The organism is Serratia nevei (assembly GCF_024160145.1).
Classification (GTDB): Bacteria; Pseudomonadota; Gammaproteobacteria; order Enterobacterales; family Enterobacteriaceae; genus Serratia; species Serratia nevei_A.
Window position 1 is genome coordinate 1 of sequence record NZ_JAMYWQ010000057.1, and the last position, 19,613, is coordinate 19,613.

Consider the following 19,613-nt stretch of genomic DNA (forward strand, 5'->3'; position numbering starts at 1 on the left):
ACCTGTTCGACAACGGCTAATTTAAAGGATAGAGAATAATCGCGTTGTGTGCGTTTAACATACTGGTTCATCACATTTTCCTCTGTGCGTGAGTAAAATGTGTCAACGCTATTTAGGACGGGTCACGCCAAAAACAAAGGGTCGCCGAGGCGACCCTTTTTGCATTTGCGGTATAGCCGCCGGCTTATTCTTCGAAGCCGACGCGGAAATTCATTTTACCCTCAGGCAGCGCGCGCGAGTTGCCTTCCGCATCGACCGCCACATAGGTGAATACCGCTTCGGTCGCCCGGTAGCGCTGGCCGATCGGCGCGGAGGAGACTTTCTTGACCCACACTTCGATATTGATGGTGATCGAGCTGCGTCCGGTGCGGATGCAGTGCGCATAGCAGCAAACCACGTCGCCTACCGCTACCGGTTTCAGGAAGGTCATGCCGTCCACGCGCACGGTCACTACGCGCCCTTCGGCGATCTCTTTCGCCTGGATGGCGCCGCCGATATCCATTTGCGACATCAGCCAGCCGCCGAAGATATCGCCGTTGGCATTGGTATCGGCCGGCATCGCCAGCGTGCGCAGCACCAGCTCGCCGCTGGGTAAAGGTCGTTGTTGTGTCATGGCAGTCTGCTTTTAAAAGGAGGGAATAACATCATACTGCCCGCGGCAAGCGCCGCAGGCATTAACAATTTTGTAACTATTTTTTCTGTTCTTCCGGCATGTGCCGGTAAATATAGACGCCGCTAAGCAGGGTAAACACCAGCGTCAGCACCGTCAGGCCAAAGACTTTGAAATTGACCCAGACGCTTTGCGGCAGCCAGAAGGCCACATAGATGTTCGCCAGGCCGCAGGCCAGGAAGAACACCGCCCAGGCCAGGTTGAGGTTGCTCCACACTTTGTCCGGCAGCGTCAGCTCTTTGCCCAGCATGCGCTGAACCAGCGGCTTTTTGAGCACCCACTGGCTGATCAGCAGCGCCAGCGCGAACAGCGCGTAAATCACCGTGACCTTCCACTTGATGAACAAATCGTTGTGGAACACCAGCGTCAGGGTGCCGAACACCAGCACCATCAGGAAGGTGATCAGCGTCATCTTCTCGACCTTGCGGTATTTCACCCAGGTGAACACCAGCGCCAGCGCGGTGGCGACAATCAACGCGCCGGAAGCGACGTAAATATCGTACAGCTTGTAAAAAGCGAAAAAGACAATTAGCGGGAGGAAATCAAGAAACTGCTTCATAAATCAATCCATCATCTGTTCATCGGCCGACTATACCGGATTCGGCGAGCTCTGTGTACCGCCGGGCGTTGCCGATTATCGGCGTTTGGCCGGCGGATTTCTGCCGCGAAAGCGGGAATTTGCATAAACTTACGCAAGAAAACGCGGGTGCATTGCCAGCGCCGGCCGCAGGCCGCATAGTAAGCGCCATAATAACCAGATAATTTAGCGCGGAAAACAGCATGCAGTGGAAATCTCTCCAGGCCCTGACGCCTGGTTTGACGCATTTATTGGGGTATCAACGCAGTTGGCTCAAGCCGGATATGCGAGCCGGTCTTTCCGTCGCCGCCGTCGCCTTGCCGGTGGCCATCGCCTACGCCGAGCTGGCCGGGGTCAGCCCGGTGGTGGGGCTCTATTCCTGTATCTTGCCGATGGTGGCTTACGCGCTGTTCGGCTCGTCGCGCCAGCTGATCGTCGGGCCCGACGCCGCCACCTGCGCGGTGATCGCCGCAGTGGTGACGCCGCTGGCAGCGGGCAATATGGAACGCCATTGGCAGCTGACCATCATGATGACCGCCATGATGGGCGGCTGGTGCCTGCTGGCCAGCCGGTTCAAGCTGGGGGCGTTGGCGGATCTGCTGTCGCGGCCGATCCTGAGTGGGCTGCTGAACGGGGTAGCGATCACCATTATCGTCGACCAGATCGGTAAGGTGCTGGGGTTTACGGTGCGCCCGGCGCAGCTGATCGAGCGTATCTACGCGCTGCCGGGCAACCTGCTGCACAGCGACTGGCTGACGATGGCGGTGTCGTTGCTGACGCTGGTGACGCTGCTTGGCGTGAAAAAATGGCGGCCTAACTGGCCGGCACCGCTGTTCGCCATCGTGCTGGCGGCGTTCGTCACCTGGGCGGGCGGCCTGCAGCAACATGGCGTGGTGACGGTGGGCGGCTTTAGCGGCGTGTTGCCGCTCGTCCAGTGGCCGGACTTCCAGCCAGGGCTGCTGCGCGACATGGTGATCCCGGCACTCAACCTGGCGGTGGTGAGCTTTGTCAGCATGATGCTCACCGCCCGCAGCTTCGCCGCCAAAAACGGCTATGAGGTGAACGCCGACGCCGAGTTTCGCGCGCTGGGGCTGGTGAATATCGTCTCCGCGCTGTCGCAAGGTTTCGCCATCAGCGGGGCGGATTCGCGCACTGCGGTGAACGACGCCAACGGCGGCAAGAGTCAACTGGTGTCGATCATCGCCGCCGCGGTAATTGCCTTCGTGTTGCTGTTCCTGATGGCGCCGCTGCAGTTTATTCCGGTGGCGGGATTGGGCGTGGTGCTGATGTACGCGGCCTGGTCGCTGCTGGACATCCGCGGCATCTGGGTTTTGCGCCGCCGTAACGCACAGGCTTTCCGCCTGGCGATGTTCACCTTCCTCAGCGTGCTGCTGGTGGGGGTGATCGGCGGCATCGGGCTGGCGGTCTTGTTGGGGCTGATGCAGTTCCTGCGCACCGTTTTTCGGCCGACGGAACAGCTGCTGGGCGTCAATGACGAAGGGATGATCCATTCCATGGGCAACAACAATGGAGTGCAGGCGGTGCCCGGCGTGATGATGTATCGCTTCAACTCGCCGCTGACCTATTTCAACGTGGCGTATTTCAAACGCCGTATCCTCAATTTGGTCGACGGCACGCCGTTCCAACCGCGCTGGGTGGTGGTGGACGCGGTGGCCAGTTTTACCCATGCCGATATCAGCGTGCTGGCGGCCATCGACGAGCTGAAACGCGATCTGTTACAGCGTAACGTGAAGCTGGTGCTGGCGGGGCGCCGCACCGAGTTGACGCGCTGGTTCCGCATCAACCGGCTGGGGCGCGACAAAGAGCTGATTTTGGTGCCGGACCTGTATCTGGCGCTGAAGCTGATTCAAAGCAAGGAGCAGGCGGAAGCTGCCACGGCGGGGTAAACAAAAAGGGGCGCGCCGAAGCGTGCCCCTGAGTTTTGGGGCGTCGGCGTTAGCCGCGCAGCAGCATATACAGGCGGAACAGGTAGATCAGCAGCAGGGCGGACACCAGGTTGCTCAACGCGGTCAGCACCACGCTGGCGACGTTCGGTGTCAGCACCGACAGATGGCTCACCAAAAACAGTACCAGCAGCTTGGCCGCCAGCCACAGCATCATCGCCGGCACAATCACGCGCGCATTGGCGTAGGCCAACTTGCTGCTCAGCTTGAGCGAAGCGAATACGCCTTTCTTGTCGACGGAAGCGATCACCGGCGCCAGCGCGAAGGCGATCGCCAGAGCCACGCCCGGCACTACGAACAGCGTCAGGCCCAGTTGGATCAGCAAGGTGCAGATAAACAGCAGCAGCAGCAGGCGCGGCAGATCGGGCGCCGAAGCGCCCAGTGCGCGCAGGGCACTGGTGCTTTGCCCTTGCGACACCAGGCGGATCAGCGTCAGCATCCCGCCAACCAGCAGCACGTTGCCGACCAGCGCGGAAAACGTGGCGGCCGCCGACACTTTCAGCAACACCATCTGCTGTTCCGGGGTCATCTGCTGGATCACTTCCTGAATGCCCATACCGGTAGACGAAGCGAAATCGCTGGTGGTCGCAGCGAGCGTCGCCAGCTGTTCGGCATCGGGGCTGAAGGCCTGATTCAGCAGCACGGAGATAAACGCCGTCAACAGCGCCAGCATCAGGATGCTGGCCAGTTGGTTGCGTAAAAAGTTAAAACTGTCACGGTACAAAGCGTTGGCCGTGATAGGCATGCAGACTCCTTGGCGTCGGGAAAACAGAGATAAATCAGTGGGTGATTGTACCCTGTTCCACGCCGCTGTGGCACCCCGCGAATTGCACTACGCCTATTTCTTCAGCGATCGTCGTCTCAGGCAGCGAGAGCGGCAGGGGCACCGGCAAGGGCGGCAGGCCGTAGCGTTCGCGGGCGCGATCGCAGGCTTCGTTGCGCAGGCCGTTTTCACCGGACTGATCGAACTCTCTGCACGGGCTGGGCCGATTGAGGTAGATCGAACAGGACACGGCGTTGCCGATCTCGCCGTCCAGCGCGCTGCAACGCGGGGACTTGCTGTTGGTCCCCTGCATACAGCGCAAGAACGGCGTCAAAGGCTCCGTTAGGGAAAGGGGGACTGTGCCGCCGCCGTCTTCGGCTTCGGCCCAATAGAATGACACTCGAAAATAACCGCAGCACGCGCCGCAGCTGACACAGGGATTAAGGATTTCGCTCATCTTGATTGCCCACCGACTCCTCACGGCACCAACCAAAACCAACACGGAAAATGAAATTACCTCAGCCGCATTTTTCTCCGCAACTGAAATTTGAACATGTAGATAATTTGCAACAAAATCGAATTTTTGATGCAGATCAATCCTTGATTTATTAAGCGGTTAGGTAACCTTGTTTTTAGTGGGATTTTAAATTTTTACACATAAGATGTGATCTCGATGGGATCACAAATACCCGAAAGTAGGTATATTCCCCCCTCGAGAGATTAACCACACAAATGGAATGGATAATGAAAAAGACAACTCTGGTGGTATTGGCGACGATGATGGCGCCTATGTTGGCAAGTGCGCATCAGGCCGGTGATTTCCTGTTCCGCGCGGGAACCGCGACGGTGCGTCCAAATGCGGGTTCGGACAACGTATTGGGGTTGGGTTCGCTGGATGCGAAAAACAACACCCAACTCGGTCTGACCTTCGGTTACATGGTGACGGACAACATCGGCGTCGAGTTGTTGGCCGCAACGCCATTCCGCCACAAGGTGACGCTGGGCGGCACCGATCTGGCGACCGTTCATCAATTGCCGCCTACGCTGATGGCGCAATACTACTTCGGCGATAAGCAGGACAAACTGCGTCCTTACCTGGGCGTCGGCGTTAACTACACCACCTTCTTCGACGAGAAGTTCAACGACTACGGCAAAAGCGCCGGCTTGAGCAACCTCGATCTGAAAGACTCCTGGGGCGTGGCGGCGCAGGCCGGCCTGGATTACAACCTGGATGAGCACTGGATGCTGAACATGTCGGTGTGGTGGATGAACATCGAAACCAAAACGCGCTTCAACGATGCGAATGGTGGGCACCACAGCTTCGATACGCGTCTGGATCCGTGGGTGTTCATGTTCGGGGCGGGTTACCGCTTCTGATGATGGCCACAAACAGGGAGGCGTTGCGCCTCCCTGTGTCGGTATTATTTCAGCTGCATTACGTTTTCAACCGATTTCACGCCGGCAACGCCGCGCGTGACCTGTACCGCACGGTTGGCGTCGTCGCTGGACGTCACGAAGCCGCTCAACTGAACGCGTCCTTTAAAGGTTTCCACGCTGATCTCGCGTGACTTGATGTTTTTATCCGCCAGCAGTGCCGATTTCACTTTGGTGGTGATCACCGTGTCATCGATATAACCGCCCGTTCCCTCAGATTTTGCCGTCGGCGCGCAAGCGCTCACCGCGACCGCCACAACGGCTGCCATGCACAAGGCCGAAAGGGTTTTAAAAAGCTTCATAAATTACTCTCCATGCAATGTTATGGTTGAAACTCGTTACGGTTTTTCGCCGCAGCGAGCGCATTCCCCAAATCAAACGAAGAAATGCATAGCGAACAAAGTTCATTGTGAGACAAGACTAGGGTTTGTTCAAATTTTTGCTGTAAATAAAAGGAATAAACCTTGGGGGAAACAAGCTGTTAAAGCGAGCGCCGGCAGGGCGCTCGCGCAAGAGGATCACGCCCGGGTGGCGCGTTTCATATCGCTGACGAAGGCCGCCAGCCTGGTCAGCATCTCCGCCGGGTTGGCATGGTGCTGTTCGATGATTTTGACGATTGCCGAGCCGGAGATCGCGCCGGCGGCTCCGGCCTGCAGCGCGGCCTTTACCTGCCCGGGTTCGGAGATGCCGAAGCCCTGCAGCGGCGGCGCGGCGTGATACTCGCGCAGCTTGTTCACCAGGTGATGCAGCGGCAGCTGCGCCCGGCTTTCGGTGCCAGTCACCCCGGCGCGCGACAGCAAATAGGTGTAGCCGCGGCCGTGCGAAGCGATTTCACGCAGCAGATCGTCATCGGCGTTCGGTGGGCAGATGAAGATCGGTGCGATACCGTGGCGCGCGGCGGCGGCACGGAACGGCGCAGACTCCTCAAACGGTACGTCGGCGACCAGCACCGAATCCACGCCCACTTCGGCGCAGCGTTGGTAAAACGCATCGATGCCGTTATGGAACACCAGGTTGGCGTACATCAGCAGGCCGATGGGAATGGTCGGGTGCTTCTGGCGGATGGCCGCCAGCATCTCGAAGCACCGGGTCGGCGTGACGCCGGCGGCGAAGGCGCGCAGCGTCGCGCTCTGGATGGTCGGGCCATCCGCCAGCGGATCGGAGAAGGGGATCCCCAGCTCCAGTGCGTCCGCGCCGGCTTCGATCAGGGTGTCGATAATCTGCAGCGACAGCGCCGGGTTGGGATCGCCCAGCGTCACGAACGGGACGAAGGCGCCTTCCTTGCTGCTTTCCAGACGCGTGAACAGTTGCTGATAACGTTCCATCAGATTTCTCCCCGTGCTTTCAAAATGTCGTGAACGGTAAATATGTCTTTGTCGCCGCGGCCGGACAGGTTGACCACCAGGATCTGCTCTTTCTGCGGCGTTTCACGGATCATTTTCAGCGCGTGCGCCAGGGCGTGCGAGGATTCCAGCGCCGGGATGATGCCTTCATGGCGCGACAGCGCCTTGAACGCCTCCAGCGCTTCGTCGTCGGTGATCGACACGTATTCGGCGCGGCCGATGCTGTTCAGGTAGGCGTGCTGCGGCCCGACGGACGGGAAGTCCAGCCCGGCGGAGATCGAATAGGATTCTTCGATCTGGCCTTCGGCGGTCTGCATCATCGGCGCCTTCATGCCGAAGTAAATGCCGACGTGGCCGTGCTTGAGCGGTGCGCCGTGCTGACCGGTTTCAATGCCCAGACCGGCAGGCTCCACGCCGATCAGCCCGACGTCGGTGTCATCGATAAAATCGGCGAACATACCAATGGCGTTGGAGCCGCCGCCGACGCAGGCGATGACCGCATCCGGCAGACGGCCTTCGCGCTCCAGCACCTGCGCTTTGGTTTCTTCGCCGATCATGCGCTGGAATTCACGCACGATGGTGGGGTACGGGTGCGGGCCGGCGGCGGTACCGAGCATATAGTGCGCGGTTTCATAGCTGCCGGACCAGTCGCGCAACGCTTCGTTGCAGGCGTCTTTCAGGGTAGCGGAGCCGCTGTGCACCGGGATCACTTCCGCGCCCATCAACCGCATGCGGAACACGTTCGGCGACTGGCGCTCGACGTCTTTGGCCCCCATATAGATGCGGCATTTCAGGCCGAGCAGCGCGCAGGCCAGCGCCGACGCGACGCCGTGTTGGCCGGCGCCGGTTTCCGCGATGATCTCGGTTTTGCCCATGCGTTTGGCCAGCAAGGCCTGGCCCAGCACCTGGTTGGTCTTGTGCGCGCCGCCGTGCAGCAGGTCTTCACGCTTCAGATAGAGCTTGGTGTTGCTGCCGGCGGTGAGGTTCTTGCACAGCGTCAGCGCCGTCGGGCGGCCCGCGTAGTTTTTCAACAGATCGATAAATTCCGCCTGAAAGGCCGGGTCGCGCTGGGCGCTGACAAAGGCTTCTTCCAGTTGTTTCAGGGCCGGCATCAGAATTTGCGGCACATACTGGCCACCAAATTCGCCGAAGTAGGGGTTAAGCAGCGTCATGAGAGTTCCCGTTATTATCCGTTATTAATGTAGAGCCGTATTCAGTAGGCGCGCAGGGTCTGGAAGACCGAGGCCAGGCGCGCGGGATCTTTGATGCCCGGTTCGCTTTCCACGCCGGAGTTGAAGTCCAGCCCGGCGCAGCCGAGCTTGGCTGCTTCGACGCAGTTGTCGGCGCGCAGGCCGCCCGCCAGCATCACGTTCGTCAGATCTTCGCCTTGCAATACCGACCAGTCGAAGCGTTGGCCGGTGCCGCCGGCGCCGTTGTCGAGCAGATAACGGTCAACATGCTGCAGATCGCGCGCCGGCAGCCGATCTTTCACGCTCAGCGCTTTCCAGATGCGGCAATCGGCCGGCAAGCGGGCGCGCAGGGCGCTGATATAGGCCTGGTCTTCCGCGCCGTGCAGCTGTACCGCATGCAGACCGAGGCGCTCAACGGTCAGTGCCACGGTATCGACCTGGGCGTCGCAGAACACGCCGACGTACTTCAGCGGCGCGCCGGAAATGACTTCGCGGGCGCGGGTGATGTCCACATAGCGCGGCGAACGGCCGACGAAAATCAGCCCGCCGTAGATGGCGCCGGCCTGATAGGCGGCGGCGGCGTCCTGCGGACGGGTCAGGCCGCACACTTTGTTGTCGCCCAGGATCACACGGCGCACGGCGGCGTGCAGATCGGCTTCCGACATCAGCGCGCTGCCGATCAGGAAACCGTTGGCATAGTGGCTCAGCTCGCGGATCTGCCCGTAATTGTTGATGCCCGACTCGCTGATCACCGTCACGCCATGCGGCACGCGCGGCGCCAGCTGACGGGTGCGGTTCAGGTCGATGCTCAGATCGCGCAGATCGCGGTTGTTGATGCCGACCACGCGCGCTTCCAGCGCGATCGCACGCTGCAGCTCTTCTTCACTGATCACTTCGGTCAGCACGCCCATGTTCAGGCTGTGGGCCACCGCCGCCAGCTGGCGGTACTGCTCGTCGGTCAACACCGACAGCATCAGCAGGATGGCGTCGGCCTGATAGTAGCGCGCCAGGTAAATCTGATACGGGTCGATGATAAAGTCTTTGCACAACACCGGTTGGCTGACGGTTTTACTGACCAGCGGCAGGAAATCGAAGCTGCCCTGGAAGTATTTCTCGTCGGTCAGCACCGAGATCGCCGAGGCGAAATCTTTATAGACCGTGGCGATCTCCACCGGATCAAAGTTCTCGCGAATCAGTCCCTTGGAAGGCGAGGCCTTCTTGCATTCGAGAATGAAAGCCGTCCGGGTGCCCTGCAGCGCGTGATAGAAGCTGCGTTCGCTCGGTACGATGTCATTCTGAAAGCCGGCCAGGGGCTGTTGCTGTTGTCGCGCCGCGATCCATTGCGCTTTGTCGCGGACAATCTTGTGTAGCACGGTTTCCTGCATCATTTATCCTCTTGCCGCCAGTGCGATGACACGCTCATAGGCCTGCCCGCTGTTGATCATATCCAGTGCCTGCCGCGCATTTTGGCGCAGGTCTTCATGTCCGAATAACTTCAGAAGCAACGCGACGTTGGCCGCGACCGCCGCGGCGTGCGCCGGCTCGCCTTTACCTTGTAACAGCCGCGCCAAAATGTCACGGTTTTCTTCCGGCGTGCCGCCCAGCAAGGCTTCCAGCGGATAGGTCTCCAATCCGAAGGACTGCGGCGTGAGCGGGTAGCTGCTGATTTCGCCGTTGTTCAATTCCGCTACGTGCGTCGTGGCGTGGATCGCCACCTCGTCCATGCCGCCGCCGTGGACCACCGCCGCACGCTGATAGCCCAGCACGCGCAGGGTTTCGGCAATCGGCAGCACCAGTTCCGGGCTGTATACGCCGATCAGCGCCAGCGGCGGACGCGCCGGGTTGATCAGCGGGCCCAGCACGTTGAACAGCGTGCGGGTTTTCAGCTGCTGGCGCACCGGCATGGCGTGACGAAAACCGGTGTGGTACTGCGGCGCGAACAGGAAACACACGCCGAGATCGTCCAGCGCCTTGCGTGCTTCTTCCGCCGGCAGATCCAGACGGATGCCGAACGCCGCCAGCAGATCCGAAGAGCCGGAGCGGCTGGAGACGCTGCGGTTGCCGTGTTTGGCGATCTTCGCGCCGCACGCCGCCGCCACGAAGGCGCTGGCGGTGGAAATATTGATGCTGTTGGTGCCGTCGCCGCCGGTGCCGACGATATCGGCGAACGGGTAGTCAGGGCGCGGGAACGGCTGAGCGTCGTCCAGCAGCGCTTTGGCGGCGCCGGCGATCTCTTCCGGGCGCTCGCCGCGGACTTTCATGCTGATCAACGCCGCCGCCAGTTGGCTCGGCTCCAGTTCGCCGCGCACGATGGCGCTGAACAGCTGTTGGCTTTCCTGCTGGCTCATCGACTCGGCGCGGTACAGTTTCTCAAGAATAGGTTGCATCGTCGTGTTCCTTCTATTGCTTCGCCAGCGCCCAGGCCAGGGTCTGCTCAAGCAGGCGCGCGCCGTGGGTGGTCAGAATCGATTCCGGGTGGAACTGGAAGCCGCACACGCGGCGACGGTCGTCGCGCACCGCCATCACCATCTCGCCGAAACGGGCGTTGACGGTGAGATCGGCCGGGATATTGCTGCCGACCAGCGAGTGGTAGCGCGCTACCGGCAGCGGATTGGCCATGCCGGCGAACATGCCTGCGCCATCGTGAACGATCGCCGAGGCTTTGCCGTGCAGGATCTCACCCGCCTGGCCGACCTGGCCGCCATAGGCTTCGACGATCGCCTGGTGGCCGAGGCAGATGCCGATGATCGGCAACCGGCCGCGCAGGCGTTGCAGCAGTTCCGGCATGCAGCCCGCTTCGGACGGCGTGCCGGGGCCGGGCGACAGCATCAGCACCGGCTGGGTCATGTGCGCCAGGCGCTCGATGATCACCTCGGCGGCGATCTGGTTACGGTAAATCACCACCTGGTGGCCGCTGGCGCGCAGCTGATCGACCAGGTTGTAGGTAAAGGAGTCGACGTTGTCGAGCAGCAGGATATCGGCCATCAGAACACCTCCTTGGCATGGTGCGCAGTGGCGATGGCGCGCAGCACGGCACGGGCTTTATTACGGGTTTCGTCGGCTTCCGCCTGCGGGATGGAATCCAGCACCACGCCGGCGCCGGCCTGCACGGTGGCGATGCCGTCTTCAACATAGGCGGAACGAATGACGATGCAGGTGTCCAGATCGCCGGTGGCGGTGAAGTAGCCCACCGCGCCGCCGTAGCTGCCGCGGCGCGTACCTTCGGAGGCGGCGATCAGCTGCATCGCGCGCACTTTCGGCGCGCCGCTCAGGGTGCCCATGTTCATGCAGGCCTGGTAGGCGTGCAGCACGTCGAGATCGGCGCGCAGGGTGCCCACCACCCGGGAAACCAGATGCATGACGAACGAATAGCGGTCTACCTTGGTCAGGTCGGCCACGTAGCGGCTGCCGGCCTGGCAGATGCGCGCCAGATCGTTGCGCGCCAGATCGACCAGCATCAGGTGCTCGGCCAGCTCTTTGTGGTCGGTGCGCATTTCCAGCTCGATACGGCTGTCGAGATCCAGATCCAGCGAACCGTCGGCGCGGCGGCCGCGCGGGCGGGTGCCGGCGATCGGGTAGATTTCGATTTGGCGATTGCCCGCGTCGTATTTCAGCGCGCTCTCCGGCGAAGCGCCGAACAGGGTGAAGTCATCATCCTGCATGAAGAACATGTACGGGCTGGGGTTGTTGTCTTTCAAGGTCTGGTAGGCCGCCAGCGGCGCCGGACACGGCAGGGAGAAGCGGCGCGACGGCACCACCTGGAAAATCTCGCCCTGGCGGATCGCTTCCTGCAGCTCGCTGACTACCGCGCCGTACTCTTCGTCGCTCTGGTTGCAGCTCAGCTGCATGTTTTCCAGCGTTTGGTGCGGGATCGGCTGCGGGGTTTGTTGCAACTCGGCCTGCAGCTGTGCCAGGCGCTGCTGCAAACGCTGTGCTTCGCTCGTCTGCTCGCTGAAGACGCTGGCCTGCAGACGGGCCGTACCGCGTTGGTGATCCAGCACCAGCAGGGTTTCCGCCAGATAGAAGCAGAAGTCCGGGCAGCGCTGATCCTGGCGCAGCGCCGGCAGGTCTTCGAAACCGGCGACCAAATCGTAGGCGAACAGGCCGCCCAGCATCACGGCTTCGCGCTCGTCCGCCGGGGAGTCCACCAGGGTCAGCAGCGTGCGCAGCGCGTCGAACACCGACAGTGAGCGCAGGCGGGCGTCTTCGTCCTGCACCGCGTCGATCGCCGGGAAGGTCAGTTCGCGGCCGTTGGGATGCGCCTGATTGCGCACCTCGGGCGGCAGCGCTTCGTCCAGCAGCGGCAGCAGCGCCGCGCCGTTGGCGCTCAGCGCCTGCACGCTGACGGTATGGCCCAGTGCGGTTATGCGCAGCGCGCTGTCGATCACCAACAGGCTCTGCAGATTCTGTTTGCTGTTGATTTCCGCCGATTCCAGCAGCAGGGTGGCCGGCCGCGCGCCGCACAGCTGGTGGAAAATGGTGGTGGGGTCGCCCCGGTAGCTGGCTTGCGCCTTTAGCAATGTCAGTTGTGGTTTAGTGTTCATCATCGGTGGTTCCAGTGAATTCTGTCCATAAAAAAGCCCGCATCAGGTGCGGGCTCAGGAAATCTGCATTGTCAGATGACAGCTATGCGCGATTACACCGCCCGCAAGAGGGAGGTACGCCACCAACCGTGAAGAGAAATGTAGTTGTTCATTTGCCGACTCTCTCTGTTAACGCTCATCTGACACGGCCACTGCCGTGAACTTGTGTACTAGTTAACTGGTTCGGGAGGGCAAAGTCAACCCTCTTTTTGCACAATGTTTTAGCGGTCAGCGTGAATTCTATTCATCATCCGCCCGGCGCCTGCGGCCAGGGCAGAATAGATTTCCGTCCGGCCGCCGATCGCGGGTATGATAGAAATCCAAGCCATTGCCGGATAGCCGTTTTGACAGACAGTAACCCCCAATCCACCGCTTTTACTCTGTACGACCTCCACAGCCACACGACCGCCTCCGACGGCTACCTGACGCCGACGCAGCTGGTGCAGCGGGCGGTAGAGATGCGCGTGGGCGTGTTGGCGATCACCGATCACGATACCACCGCCGGGCTGGCCGAAGCCGCCGCCGCCATCGCGGAGCAGGCATTGCCGCTGCGGCTGGTCAACGGGGTGGAGATCTCGACGCTGTGGGAAAATCATGAGATCCATATCGTTGGGCTGGGCATGGATGTGGCACACCCGGCGCTGGTGGCGCTGTTGGCAGAACAAACCGAACGCCGCCATCGCCGTGCGCAGGAGATCGGCGTGCGCCTGGCTAAGGCGCGCATCCCCGACGCCTATGCCGGCGCCCAGCGGTTGGCGGGGGCCGGTGCGGTGACGCGCGGCCATTTCGCCCGTTATCTGGTGGAGATTGGCGTGGCGGACAACATGGCGCAGGTGTTCAAGAAATACCTGGCCAAGGGCAAAACCGGCTACGTGCCGCCGCAGTGGTGTACAATAGAACAAGCCATTGATGCGATTCATCAATCGGGCGGTCAGGCGGTGATGGCGCATCCCGGCCGTTACGATCTGACCGCGAAGTGGTTGAAACGCTTGCTGGCGCATTTCGCCGAACACGGCGGCGACGCCATGGAAGTGGCACAGTGTCAGCAGGCGCCGCATGAGCGCTCGCAATTGGCGAAATACGCCCAGGACTACCGCCTGTTGGCCTCGCAAGGCTCTGATTTTCATCAGCCTTGTTCGTGGATCGAACTGGGCCGCAAACTGTGGCTGCCGGGCGGCGTCGAGCCGGTGTGGCGCGATTGGCCGCAGCCGGGCGAGGCGGTCTGATTTTACGCGCGTGGCAACGCGCGCGGGCATCATTTTAGGAGCAAGTCATGAGTCAGCTTTTTTATATTCACCCGGACAACCCGCAGCCGCGTTTGATAAACCAGGCGGTCGAGGCGCTGCGCAAGGGCGGGGTGATCGTTTATCCCACCGATTCCGGCTATGCGCTGGGTTGCATGCTGGAAGAGAAGGCGGCGATGGAGCGCATTTGCCGCATCCGTCAGCTGGACGGCAACCACAACTTTACCCTGATGTGTCGCGATCTGTCCGAGTTGTCGACCTATGCGCACGTCGATAATACGGCGTTCCGCCTGATCAAAAACAATACGCCGGGCAACTACACCTTCATTCTGAAAGCGACCAAAGAAGTGCCGCGCCGCCTGATGAATGACAAGCGCAAAACCATCGGCCTGCGCGTGCCGTCGAACCCGATCGCGCTGGCGCTGCTGGAGGCGCTGAACGAACCGATGATGTCCACCACCCTGATGCTGCCGGGCAATGATTTTGCCGAGTCCGACCCGGAAGAGATCAACGATCACCTGGGCAAGGTGGTCGATCTGGTGATCCACGGCGGCTTCCTCGGGCAACAGCCGACCACGGTTATCGATTTGACCGAATCCTCGCCGGAAGTGGTGCGTGAAGGGGCGGGCGACGCGGCGCCTTTCCGCTGATGTAAATAATTGCCACCTTGCCCATTGTCTGAAAATCGGCGGAAGCGACGCGAATTCGCATCAAAACCGCTATTCTTGAATACTTCAGAATTGATAATGGGCAGGATGCGCAGCAATGATTAAACCTGTTTCTTTTTTAGCGGCCTTATTATTTGCTTCAATGGCAAACGCGGGGTTTTATTCGGGCAGCGCCTTGCTGTCGGAATCCGGCGGTTACGTAAAAAATAAAAGCGGTGAAGCCACCGTGGCCGAAGCGCTGAATGGCGGCATGTTTATGGGATACGTCGCCGGCGTATTCGACACCTATTCCATGCAGGGTAACCGCAATATTTGCCCGGCGGCCGGGATGAGCATCGGCGTAGCGGCCGACGCGGTGATGCAGTATTTGAACGAGCACCCTGAGCAACTGCACTATTCCGCACCGTCGGTGATCATGCTGGCGCTAACCGCTGCCTATCCCTGCGTGCGCCATTAAATTCTCATGTCGATGAGTGCGCATTTTTTCATAAGGTGCGCTCTGGCTCTTTCCGCACGAACTGCAATAGATCAATGCCTGCTGCACTGCCACCTTATCCCTGGCGGTATGTCCCGAACGGATCGGGGAGAGACGCGCAGGAGGTAATAGGGCCGTATTTCACAGCGCCAACATGGCGCTCGACTATCAGGATAGCGGCTCAGGGCCGCTCACGTTGGTGCTGCTACCCGGCTGGTGCGAGCCGAAAACTGTATTTGAGCCGTTCATCGCTCTGGCCGCCGAACGCTATCGGGTGATCGGCATCGACTGGCGCGGCCACGGCCGGTCGTCAAAAGCGGCGGGGATGTCGCTGGCGGCGGACGATTTGCTGGAAGACGTGTGCCAACTGCTGACGGCGCTGCGTTTGGACAAGGTAATCACCCTGTCGGTGGCGCACGCCAGCTGGCTGGCGGTGGCGTTGGCCGAAGCGTTGCCGCAGCGGGTACGGGGAATGGTGTTTCTCGACTGGATCATGACGCCGCCGGAGCCGGCGTTCTTTACGGCGGTGAGCCGCATGCAGCAGCCGCAGCAGCCGTTTTTCTCCGTGATGCGTTTAGGCGAGGCTCGCACTCACCTCGGCATTCTGGAGCGGCCCGATGCGGTACTGTGGGCAGTGGAGGCTTTTTTGGCGCTGTGAACGCCGCCGAGGGGGACGCTGCCGATAAAGTGGGTTTCAACACCTTAGAAAGCCTGTATAATACGCGGTTCGATCCTGATAAACGTATTATTACCGTGGTGGCGCTTGGCCGCGGCGGTTATCCCCCCGACGCCTGTGAAGGCGACATTAGAGGTTGCTCAATGAGCGAAAAGTTACAGAAAGTTTTAGCGCGCGCCGGGCATGGCTCGCGTCGTGAAATCGAAACCATGATTGAAGCCGGGCGCGTCAGCGTCGACGGCAAGGTCGCCAAGCTGGGCGATCGCGTTGAAGTGACCCCGGCGATGAAAATTCGTCTGGATGGCCATGTCCTGTCGATCAAAGAATCCGAAGAGGTGGTTTGCCGGGTGCTGGCTTACTACAAACCGGAAGGCGAGCTGTGTACCCGCAGCGATCCTGAAGGCCGCCCGACGGTGTTCGATCGCTTACCGAAGCTGCGCGGTTCGCGCTGGGTGGCGGTAGGGCGTCTGGACGTCAACACCTCCGGTCTGCTGCTGTTCACCACCGACGGTGAACTGGCGAACCGTCTGATGCACCCAAGCCGTGAAGTGGAACGTGAGTACGCGGTACGCGTGTTCGGCCAGGTCGACGATGCGAAAGTGAAGCAGCTGAGCAAAGGCGTGCAACTGGAAGACGGCCCGGCCGCGTTCCGCACTATTAGCTTCCAGGGCGGCGAAGGCCTCAACCAGTGGTACAACGTGACCCTGACCGAAGGCCGCAACCGTGAAGTGCGTCGCCTGTGGGAAGCGGTAGGCGTGCAGGTGAGCCGCCTGATCCGCGTGCGCTACGGCGACATCGATCTGCCGAAAGGCCTGCCGCGCGGCGGCTGGGCCGAGCTGGATCTGCCGGCGATCAACTACCTGCGCGAGCTGGTGGAATTGAAACCGGAAACGGTCAGCAAAATGCCGGTGGAGCGTGAACGCCGCCGCGTGAAGGCCAACCAGATCCGCCGTGCGGTCAAGCGCCACTCGCAGGTAGCCGGCAGCGGCCGCCGCAGTGCGCCTGGCAGCAAGCCGGGTAAACCGGGCAAGCCAAGCAAACGCAGCTAATCCCTCATTCTGGCCCCGTTCGGGGCCAGAACTTCTGGTTACCAATCGATCCCTTGTTGCGCCTTCACGCCTGCATCGAACGCGTGTTTCACCGGCCGCATCTCCGTGACCGTATCCGCCAGCTCCAGCAGATCGCGATGGCAACCGCGCCCGGTCAGGATCACCGTTTGGTGCGCAGGGCGCTGCAGTAGCGCTGCCTTCAGCTCTTCCAGTTCCAGATAGCCGTAGGTCAGCATGTAGGTCACTTCGTCAAGCAGCACCAGGTCCAGGCTGCCGTCGGCCAGCATGCGCTTGCCGTGCTGCCACACTGCCTGGCAGGCGGCGGTATCGCCGGCCTTGTTCTGCGTCTCCCAGGTAAAACCGGTGGCCATCACCTGAAATTCAACCCCGTGTTGCTGCAGCAGGTTCTTTTCGCCATTGGGCCACTCGCCTTTGATAAACTGGATCACCCCGGCGCGCATGCCGTGGCCAACCGCCCGGGTGACGGTGCCAAAGGCGGCGGTGGTTTTACCCTTGCCGTTGCCGGTAAACACCAGCAGCAGGCCGCGCGTGTCCTGCGCGGCGGCGATGCGCGCATCGACCTGTTCTTTCAGGCGCTGCTGACGCTGTTGATGACGATCTTCCGCCATGAAACGCTCCTGATTATTCGGCCGCGCCGGGTTTACGGTTCGGCTGCGCGTCGAAGCTCATGCCGGTTTTGCGGCGGCTGTCTTCGCCCATCAGATACAGGTACAGCGGCATGATATCGGCCGGGGTTTTCAGCTTGTTCTTGTCTTCGTGCGGGAAGGCAGATGCGCGCATTTTGGTGCGAGTCCCTCCCGGATTGATGCAGTTCACCCGCAGATTGCGATTTTTGTACTCATCGGCCAACACCTGCATCATGCCCTCGGTGGCGAATTTCGACACCGCATAGGCACCCCAGTCTGCGCGGCCGGTACGCCCGACGCTGGAACTGGTGAACACCAGTGAACCGGCGTGGGATTTCAGCAGCAGCGGCAGCAGCGCCTGAGTCAGCATAAAGGTGGCGTTGACGTTAACCTGCATCACCTCTTGCCACATGCTCATCGACAGATCGGCCATCGGCGCGATGTCGCCGAGCAGGCCGGCATTGTGCAGCACGCCGTCAAGGCGCGGGATCTGGCGCGCCAGACAGTCGGCTATCTGCCGGCAGCGCTCCGGCGTGGCGTGCAGCAAGTCCAGCGTTACCACCAGGGCCGGGGCGCCGCCCTGGGCCGCGATCTCTTGTTGTACCGCCAGCAGTTTGCTCTCTGTGCGCCCCAGCAGCACCAACTGGGCGCCGAAGCGTGCGTAGGTCAGCGCCGCTTCGCGGCCGATGCCGTCGCCGGCGCCGGTGACCAAAATGATACGTTGTTCGAGCAGATCTTGTTTGGGTTGGTAATGCACGATAAATCCTCGCCTGGGTGGCTGTTCTCCCGCGAATTCGGGGAGCAAGGGTGAAACGCGCGGCCGGGGCGGGAGCGAAGGCTCAACCGTCTGCGGGTCGCGCAGCGAATCCGTCTCATCATATTGATGAATAATGGGTGTTATATGCCTTAATCCGTGAGCATTTTCAATGCGTAGCCGGCTGAAATGGCATTCTTTTGTAACAAAAGCAGGGCGGCGGCGGCTTGGTTCGGCTGCAAATCGCCCCCATAGTGAGGTTCCGTGCGCAATGAATTTTCATTTAGCCGCGACAGCAGCCGCTGCGGTTGGCTAAAATGGAAATAAGAATACTAACAACCTGTAAATAAAGGCGGAATCTGTGGAGTTTATATCTGTTTATGGCCTGTTTCTGGCCAAGGTCGCCACGGTGGTGCTCGCCATCGCCGCGCTGGCCATACTGGCGGTCAGTCTGGGGCAACGCAAGAGCCGTCAGAAAGGGGAGTTGCAGCTGACCGATCTCGGGGAACAGTATCGCGAGATGCAGCGCGATATGCGCCTGGCGCGCATGGACGCTGCCGAACAAAAGGTCTGGCTGAAACAGTTCAAGAAGCAGACCAAGGCCGATGACAAACTCAAGAAGCAGCGCGCCAAGTCCGGCGCAGTCGAAGTGACCAAGCCGTGCCTGTATGTGCTGGACTTCAAGGGCAGTATGGACGCACACGAAGTGACGTCGCTGCGCGAAGAGATCTCGGCGGTGCTGGCGGTGGCGTCGGCGCAGGATGAAGTCCTGCTGCGCCTGGAAAGCCCGGGCGGGGTGGTGCACGGTTACGGTCTGGCGGCCTCGCAGCTGGAGCGCCTGCGCAAAGGCGGCATTCGCCTGACGGTGGCGGTGGATAAAGTAGCGGCCAGCGGCGGCTACATGATGGCCTGCGTCGCGGATCGCATCGTGGCGGCGCCGTTCGCCATCATCGGTTCCATCGGCGTGGTGGCGCAGATCCCTAACTTCCACCGCCTGCTGAAAAAGAACGACATCGACGTGGAGCTGCACACCGCCGGGCAGTTCAAACGCACGCTGACGCTGTTCGGTGAAAACACCGAGCAGGGGCGTGAGAAGTTCCGCGAAGATCTGAACGAAACCCACGAGCTGTTCAAACGCTTTGTGCATGAGCAGCGCCCGTCGCTGGACATCGACAGCGTCGCCACCGGCGAGCACTGGTTCGGTTCTCAGGCGAAAGAGAAAGGCCTGATCGACGCCATCGGCACCAGCGACGATTTGCTGATCGCCGAGCTGGATAACCACGAAGTGATCGCGGTGCGCTATACGCGCCGCAAACGCCTGATGGATCGTTTCACCGGCAGCGCAGCGGAAAGCGTCGATCGCTTGCTGTTGCGCTGGTGGCAGCGTGGGGAAAAGCCGCTGCTGTAACGGCGGCGATAGGGTGAATCAACGGGGGCCTGGCGCCCCCGTTTTCTTTGTGTGCCGGGCATGCTCAGCAGCTCGGGGGTGAAAGTCCCCTGTCCAGCCTGATGGTGGCGAAGGGCTAGTGAAGCGCAAGGGCGTCGTTGCGAGACGGGGTCTGAAGGAAGCGTGAAG

The 19,613-nt window shown here is 60.9% G+C and carries 19 protein-coding genes, 1 pseudogene and 1 other annotated feature; of the genes and pseudogenes, 8 read left to right on the top strand and 12 right to left on the bottom strand.

The window, feature by feature from the left end; genetic code table 11:
* Positions 1-184 precede the first annotated feature (184 nt).
* Together yciA and M6G53_RS23720 are read right to left on the bottom strand one after the other, a co-directional pair.
* Positions 185-613 carry an acyl-CoA thioester hydrolase YciA gene (yciA, locus tag M6G53_RS23715; protein WP_004932085.1) on the bottom strand — a complete coding sequence of 143 codons (429 nt, stop codon included), beginning with the start codon at positions 611-613 and terminating at the stop codon, positions 185-187.
* Positions 614-689: 76 nt separating this feature from the next.
* Positions 690-1,229: a septation protein A gene (locus tag M6G53_RS23720; protein WP_253334890.1), complete on the bottom strand. Its 540-nt coding sequence runs from the start codon at positions 1,227-1,229 to the stop codon at positions 690-692.
* Between the two features lie 221 nt (positions 1,230-1,450).
* On the opposite strand from M6G53_RS23720, the gene M6G53_RS23725 reads away from it, so the two are divergent.
* A complete protein-coding gene (locus tag M6G53_RS23725) occupies positions 1,451-3,154 on the top strand; it encodes a SulP family inorganic anion transporter (protein ID WP_253334892.1) in 1,704 nt (567 codons plus the stop codon).
* 49 nt (positions 3,155-3,203) lie between these two features.
* Here M6G53_RS23725 and M6G53_RS23730 read toward each other — a convergent pair whose 3' ends face one another.
* Together M6G53_RS23730 and M6G53_RS23735 are read right to left on the bottom strand one after the other, a co-directional pair.
* Positions 3,204-3,956: a YciC family protein gene (locus M6G53_RS23730; RefSeq protein WP_253334894.1), complete on the bottom strand. Its 753-nt coding sequence runs from the start codon at positions 3,954-3,956 to the stop codon at positions 3,204-3,206.
* 34 nt (positions 3,957-3,990) lie between these two features.
* Entirely contained in the window at positions 3,991-4,431 is a 441-nt protein-coding gene (locus M6G53_RS23735; RefSeq protein WP_253334896.1) for a YkgJ family cysteine cluster protein, read from the bottom strand.
* A 287-nt stretch (positions 4,432-4,718) separates the two neighbouring features.
* Here M6G53_RS23735 and ompW point away from each other — a divergent pair, with 287 nt between their 5' ends.
* Complete coding sequence (gene ompW / locus M6G53_RS23740) at positions 4,719-5,351, top strand: outer membrane protein OmpW (RefSeq protein ID WP_019452715.1); 633 nt, start codon at positions 4,719-4,721, stop codon at positions 5,349-5,351.
* Positions 5,352-5,395: 44 nt separating this feature from the next.
* On the opposite strand, the gene M6G53_RS23745 is transcribed toward ompW, so the two are convergent.
* From M6G53_RS23745 to M6G53_RS23770, 6 genes and pseudogenes are all read right to left on the bottom strand, one after another.
* Positions 5,396-5,710 (bottom strand): BON domain-containing protein, encoded by a 315-nt coding sequence (locus M6G53_RS23745; RefSeq protein WP_004932073.1) that lies wholly within the window; start codon positions 5,708-5,710, stop codon positions 5,396-5,398.
* 216 nt (positions 5,711-5,926) lie between these two features.
* On the bottom strand, positions 5,927-6,733 hold the full coding sequence (gene trpA, locus M6G53_RS23750; RefSeq protein WP_253334901.1) for a tryptophan synthase subunit alpha: 807 nt from the start codon (positions 6,731-6,733) through the stop codon (positions 5,927-5,929).
* The gene (trpB, locus tag M6G53_RS23755) at positions 6,733-7,923 is read right to left on the bottom strand and encodes a tryptophan synthase subunit beta (protein ID WP_253334903.1); all 1,191 of its coding nucleotides are present in this window, start codon (positions 7,921-7,923) and stop codon (positions 6,733-6,735) included. The genes trpA and trpB overlap by 1 nt, the downstream gene beginning before the upstream one ends.
* Positions 7,924-7,964: 41 nt before the next feature.
* Positions 7,965-9,326, bottom strand: a complete 1,362-nt coding sequence (gene trpCF, locus M6G53_RS23760; RefSeq protein WP_253334926.1) for a bifunctional indole-3-glycerol-phosphate synthase TrpC/phosphoribosylanthranilate isomerase TrpF — start codon at positions 9,324-9,326, stop codon at positions 7,965-7,967.
* 3 nt (positions 9,327-9,329) lie between these two features.
* A pseudogene (gene trpD, locus M6G53_RS23765) lies at positions 9,330-10,926 on the bottom strand (bifunctional anthranilate synthase glutamate amidotransferase component TrpG/anthranilate phosphoribosyltransferase TrpD).
* Positions 10,926-12,488, bottom strand: coding sequence for an anthranilate synthase component 1 (locus M6G53_RS23770; RefSeq protein WP_253334905.1), 1,563 nt, complete (start codon positions 12,486-12,488; stop codon positions 10,926-10,928). The pseudogene trpD and the gene M6G53_RS23770 overlap by 1 nt, the downstream one beginning before the upstream one ends.
* A 24-nt stretch (positions 12,489-12,512) precedes the next feature.
* Positions 12,513-12,616, bottom strand: a sequence feature (Trp leader region).
* A 252-nt stretch (positions 12,617-12,868) separates the two neighbouring features.
* Here M6G53_RS23770 and rnm point away from each other — a divergent pair.
* From rnm to rluB, 5 genes are all read left to right on the top strand, one after another.
* Positions 12,869-13,750 (top strand): RNase RNM, encoded by an 882-nt coding sequence (gene rnm, locus M6G53_RS23775; RefSeq protein ID WP_253334907.1) that lies wholly within the window; start codon positions 12,869-12,871, stop codon positions 13,748-13,750.
* 47 nt (positions 13,751-13,797) lie between these two features.
* Positions 13,798-14,418 (top strand): L-threonylcarbamoyladenylate synthase, encoded by a 621-nt coding sequence (locus M6G53_RS23780; protein WP_253334909.1) that lies wholly within the window; start codon positions 13,798-13,800, stop codon positions 14,416-14,418.
* Positions 14,419-14,533: 115 nt separating this feature from the next.
* The gene (locus M6G53_RS23785) at positions 14,534-14,893 is read left to right on the top strand and encodes a Rap1a/Tai family immunity protein (RefSeq protein ID WP_366519521.1); all 360 of its coding nucleotides are present in this window, start codon (positions 14,534-14,536) and stop codon (positions 14,891-14,893) included.
* Positions 14,894-15,065: 172 nt separating this feature from the next.
* Positions 15,066-15,569 (top strand): alpha/beta fold hydrolase, encoded by a 504-nt coding sequence (locus M6G53_RS23790; protein ID WP_253334912.1) that lies wholly within the window; start codon positions 15,066-15,068, stop codon positions 15,567-15,569.
* Positions 15,570-15,730: 161 nt separating this feature from the next.
* Positions 15,731-16,636 carry a 23S rRNA pseudouridine(2605) synthase RluB gene (rluB, locus tag M6G53_RS23795; RefSeq protein WP_025303042.1) on the top strand — a complete coding sequence of 302 codons (906 nt, stop codon included), beginning with the start codon at positions 15,731-15,733 and terminating at the stop codon, positions 16,634-16,636.
* Between the two features lie 38 nt (positions 16,637-16,674).
* On the opposite strand, the gene cobO is transcribed toward rluB, so the two are convergent.
* A complete protein-coding gene (gene cobO / locus M6G53_RS23800) occupies positions 16,675-17,265 on the bottom strand; it encodes a cob(I)yrinic acid a,c-diamide adenosyltransferase (RefSeq protein ID WP_253334914.1) in 591 nt (196 codons plus the stop codon).
* Positions 17,266-17,278: 13 nt separating this feature from the next.
* Positions 17,279-18,040 carry a YciK family oxidoreductase gene (locus M6G53_RS23805; protein WP_253334916.1) on the bottom strand — a complete coding sequence of 254 codons (762 nt, stop codon included), beginning with the start codon at positions 18,038-18,040 and terminating at the stop codon, positions 17,279-17,281.
* A 358-nt stretch (positions 18,041-18,398) separates the two neighbouring features.
* Here M6G53_RS23805 and sohB point away from each other — a divergent pair, with 358 nt between their 5' ends.
* Positions 18,399-19,445, top strand: coding sequence for a protease SohB (sohB, locus tag M6G53_RS23810; protein ID WP_253334918.1), 1,047 nt, complete (start codon positions 18,399-18,401; stop codon positions 19,443-19,445).
* Positions 19,446-19,613: the final 168 nt, after the last annotated feature.

What these genes read in the sequence shown, in the direction of transcription:
- yciA (WP_004932085.1), bottom strand. Translation starts at nt 613, where the DNA reads ATGACACAACAACGACCTTTACCCAGCGGCGAGCTGGTGCTGCGCACG.
- M6G53_RS23720 (WP_253334890.1), bottom strand. Translation starts at nt 1,229, where the DNA reads ATGAAGCAGTTTCTTGATTTCCTCCCGCTAATTGTCTTTTTCGCTTTT.
- M6G53_RS23725 (WP_253334892.1), top strand. Translation starts at nt 1,451, where the DNA reads ATGCAGTGGAAATCTCTCCAGGCCCTGACGCCTGGTTTGACGCATTTA.
- M6G53_RS23730 (WP_253334894.1), bottom strand. Translation starts at nt 3,956, where the DNA reads ATGCCTATCACGGCCAACGCTTTGTACCGTGACAGTTTTAACTTTTTA.
- M6G53_RS23735 (WP_253334896.1), bottom strand. Translation starts at nt 4,431, where the DNA reads ATGAGCGAAATCCTTAATCCCTGTGTCAGCTGCGGCGCGTGCTGCGGT.
- ompW (WP_019452715.1), top strand. Translation starts at nt 4,719, where the DNA reads ATGAAAAAGACAACTCTGGTGGTATTGGCGACGATGATGGCGCCTATG.
- M6G53_RS23745 (WP_004932073.1), bottom strand. Translation starts at nt 5,710, where the DNA reads ATGAAGCTTTTTAAAACCCTTTCGGCCTTGTGCATGGCAGCCGTTGTG.
- trpA (WP_253334901.1), bottom strand. Translation starts at nt 6,733, where the DNA reads ATGGAACGTTATCAGCAACTGTTCACGCGTCTGGAAAGCAGCAAGGAA.
- trpB (WP_253334903.1), bottom strand. Translation starts at nt 7,923, where the DNA reads ATGACGCTGCTTAACCCCTACTTCGGCGAATTTGGTGGCCAGTATGTG.
- trpCF (WP_253334926.1), bottom strand. Translation starts at nt 9,326, where the DNA reads ATGCAGGAAACCGTGCTACACAAGATTGTCCGCGACAAAGCGCAATGG.
- M6G53_RS23770 (WP_253334905.1), bottom strand. Translation starts at nt 12,488, where the DNA reads ATGATGAACACTAAACCACAACTGACATTGCTAAAGGCGCAAGCCAGC.
- M6G53_RS23780 (WP_253334909.1), top strand. Translation starts at nt 13,798, where the DNA reads ATGAGTCAGCTTTTTTATATTCACCCGGACAACCCGCAGCCGCGTTTG.
- M6G53_RS23785 (WP_366519521.1), top strand. Translation starts at nt 14,534, where the DNA reads ATGATTAAACCTGTTTCTTTTTTAGCGGCCTTATTATTTGCTTCAATG.
- M6G53_RS23790 (WP_253334912.1), top strand. Translation starts at nt 15,066, where the DNA reads ATGGCGCTCGACTATCAGGATAGCGGCTCAGGGCCGCTCACGTTGGTG.
- rluB (WP_025303042.1), top strand. Translation starts at nt 15,731, where the DNA reads ATGAGCGAAAAGTTACAGAAAGTTTTAGCGCGCGCCGGGCATGGCTCG.
- cobO (WP_253334914.1), bottom strand. Translation starts at nt 17,265, where the DNA reads ATGGCGGAAGATCGTCATCAACAGCGTCAGCAGCGCCTGAAAGAACAG.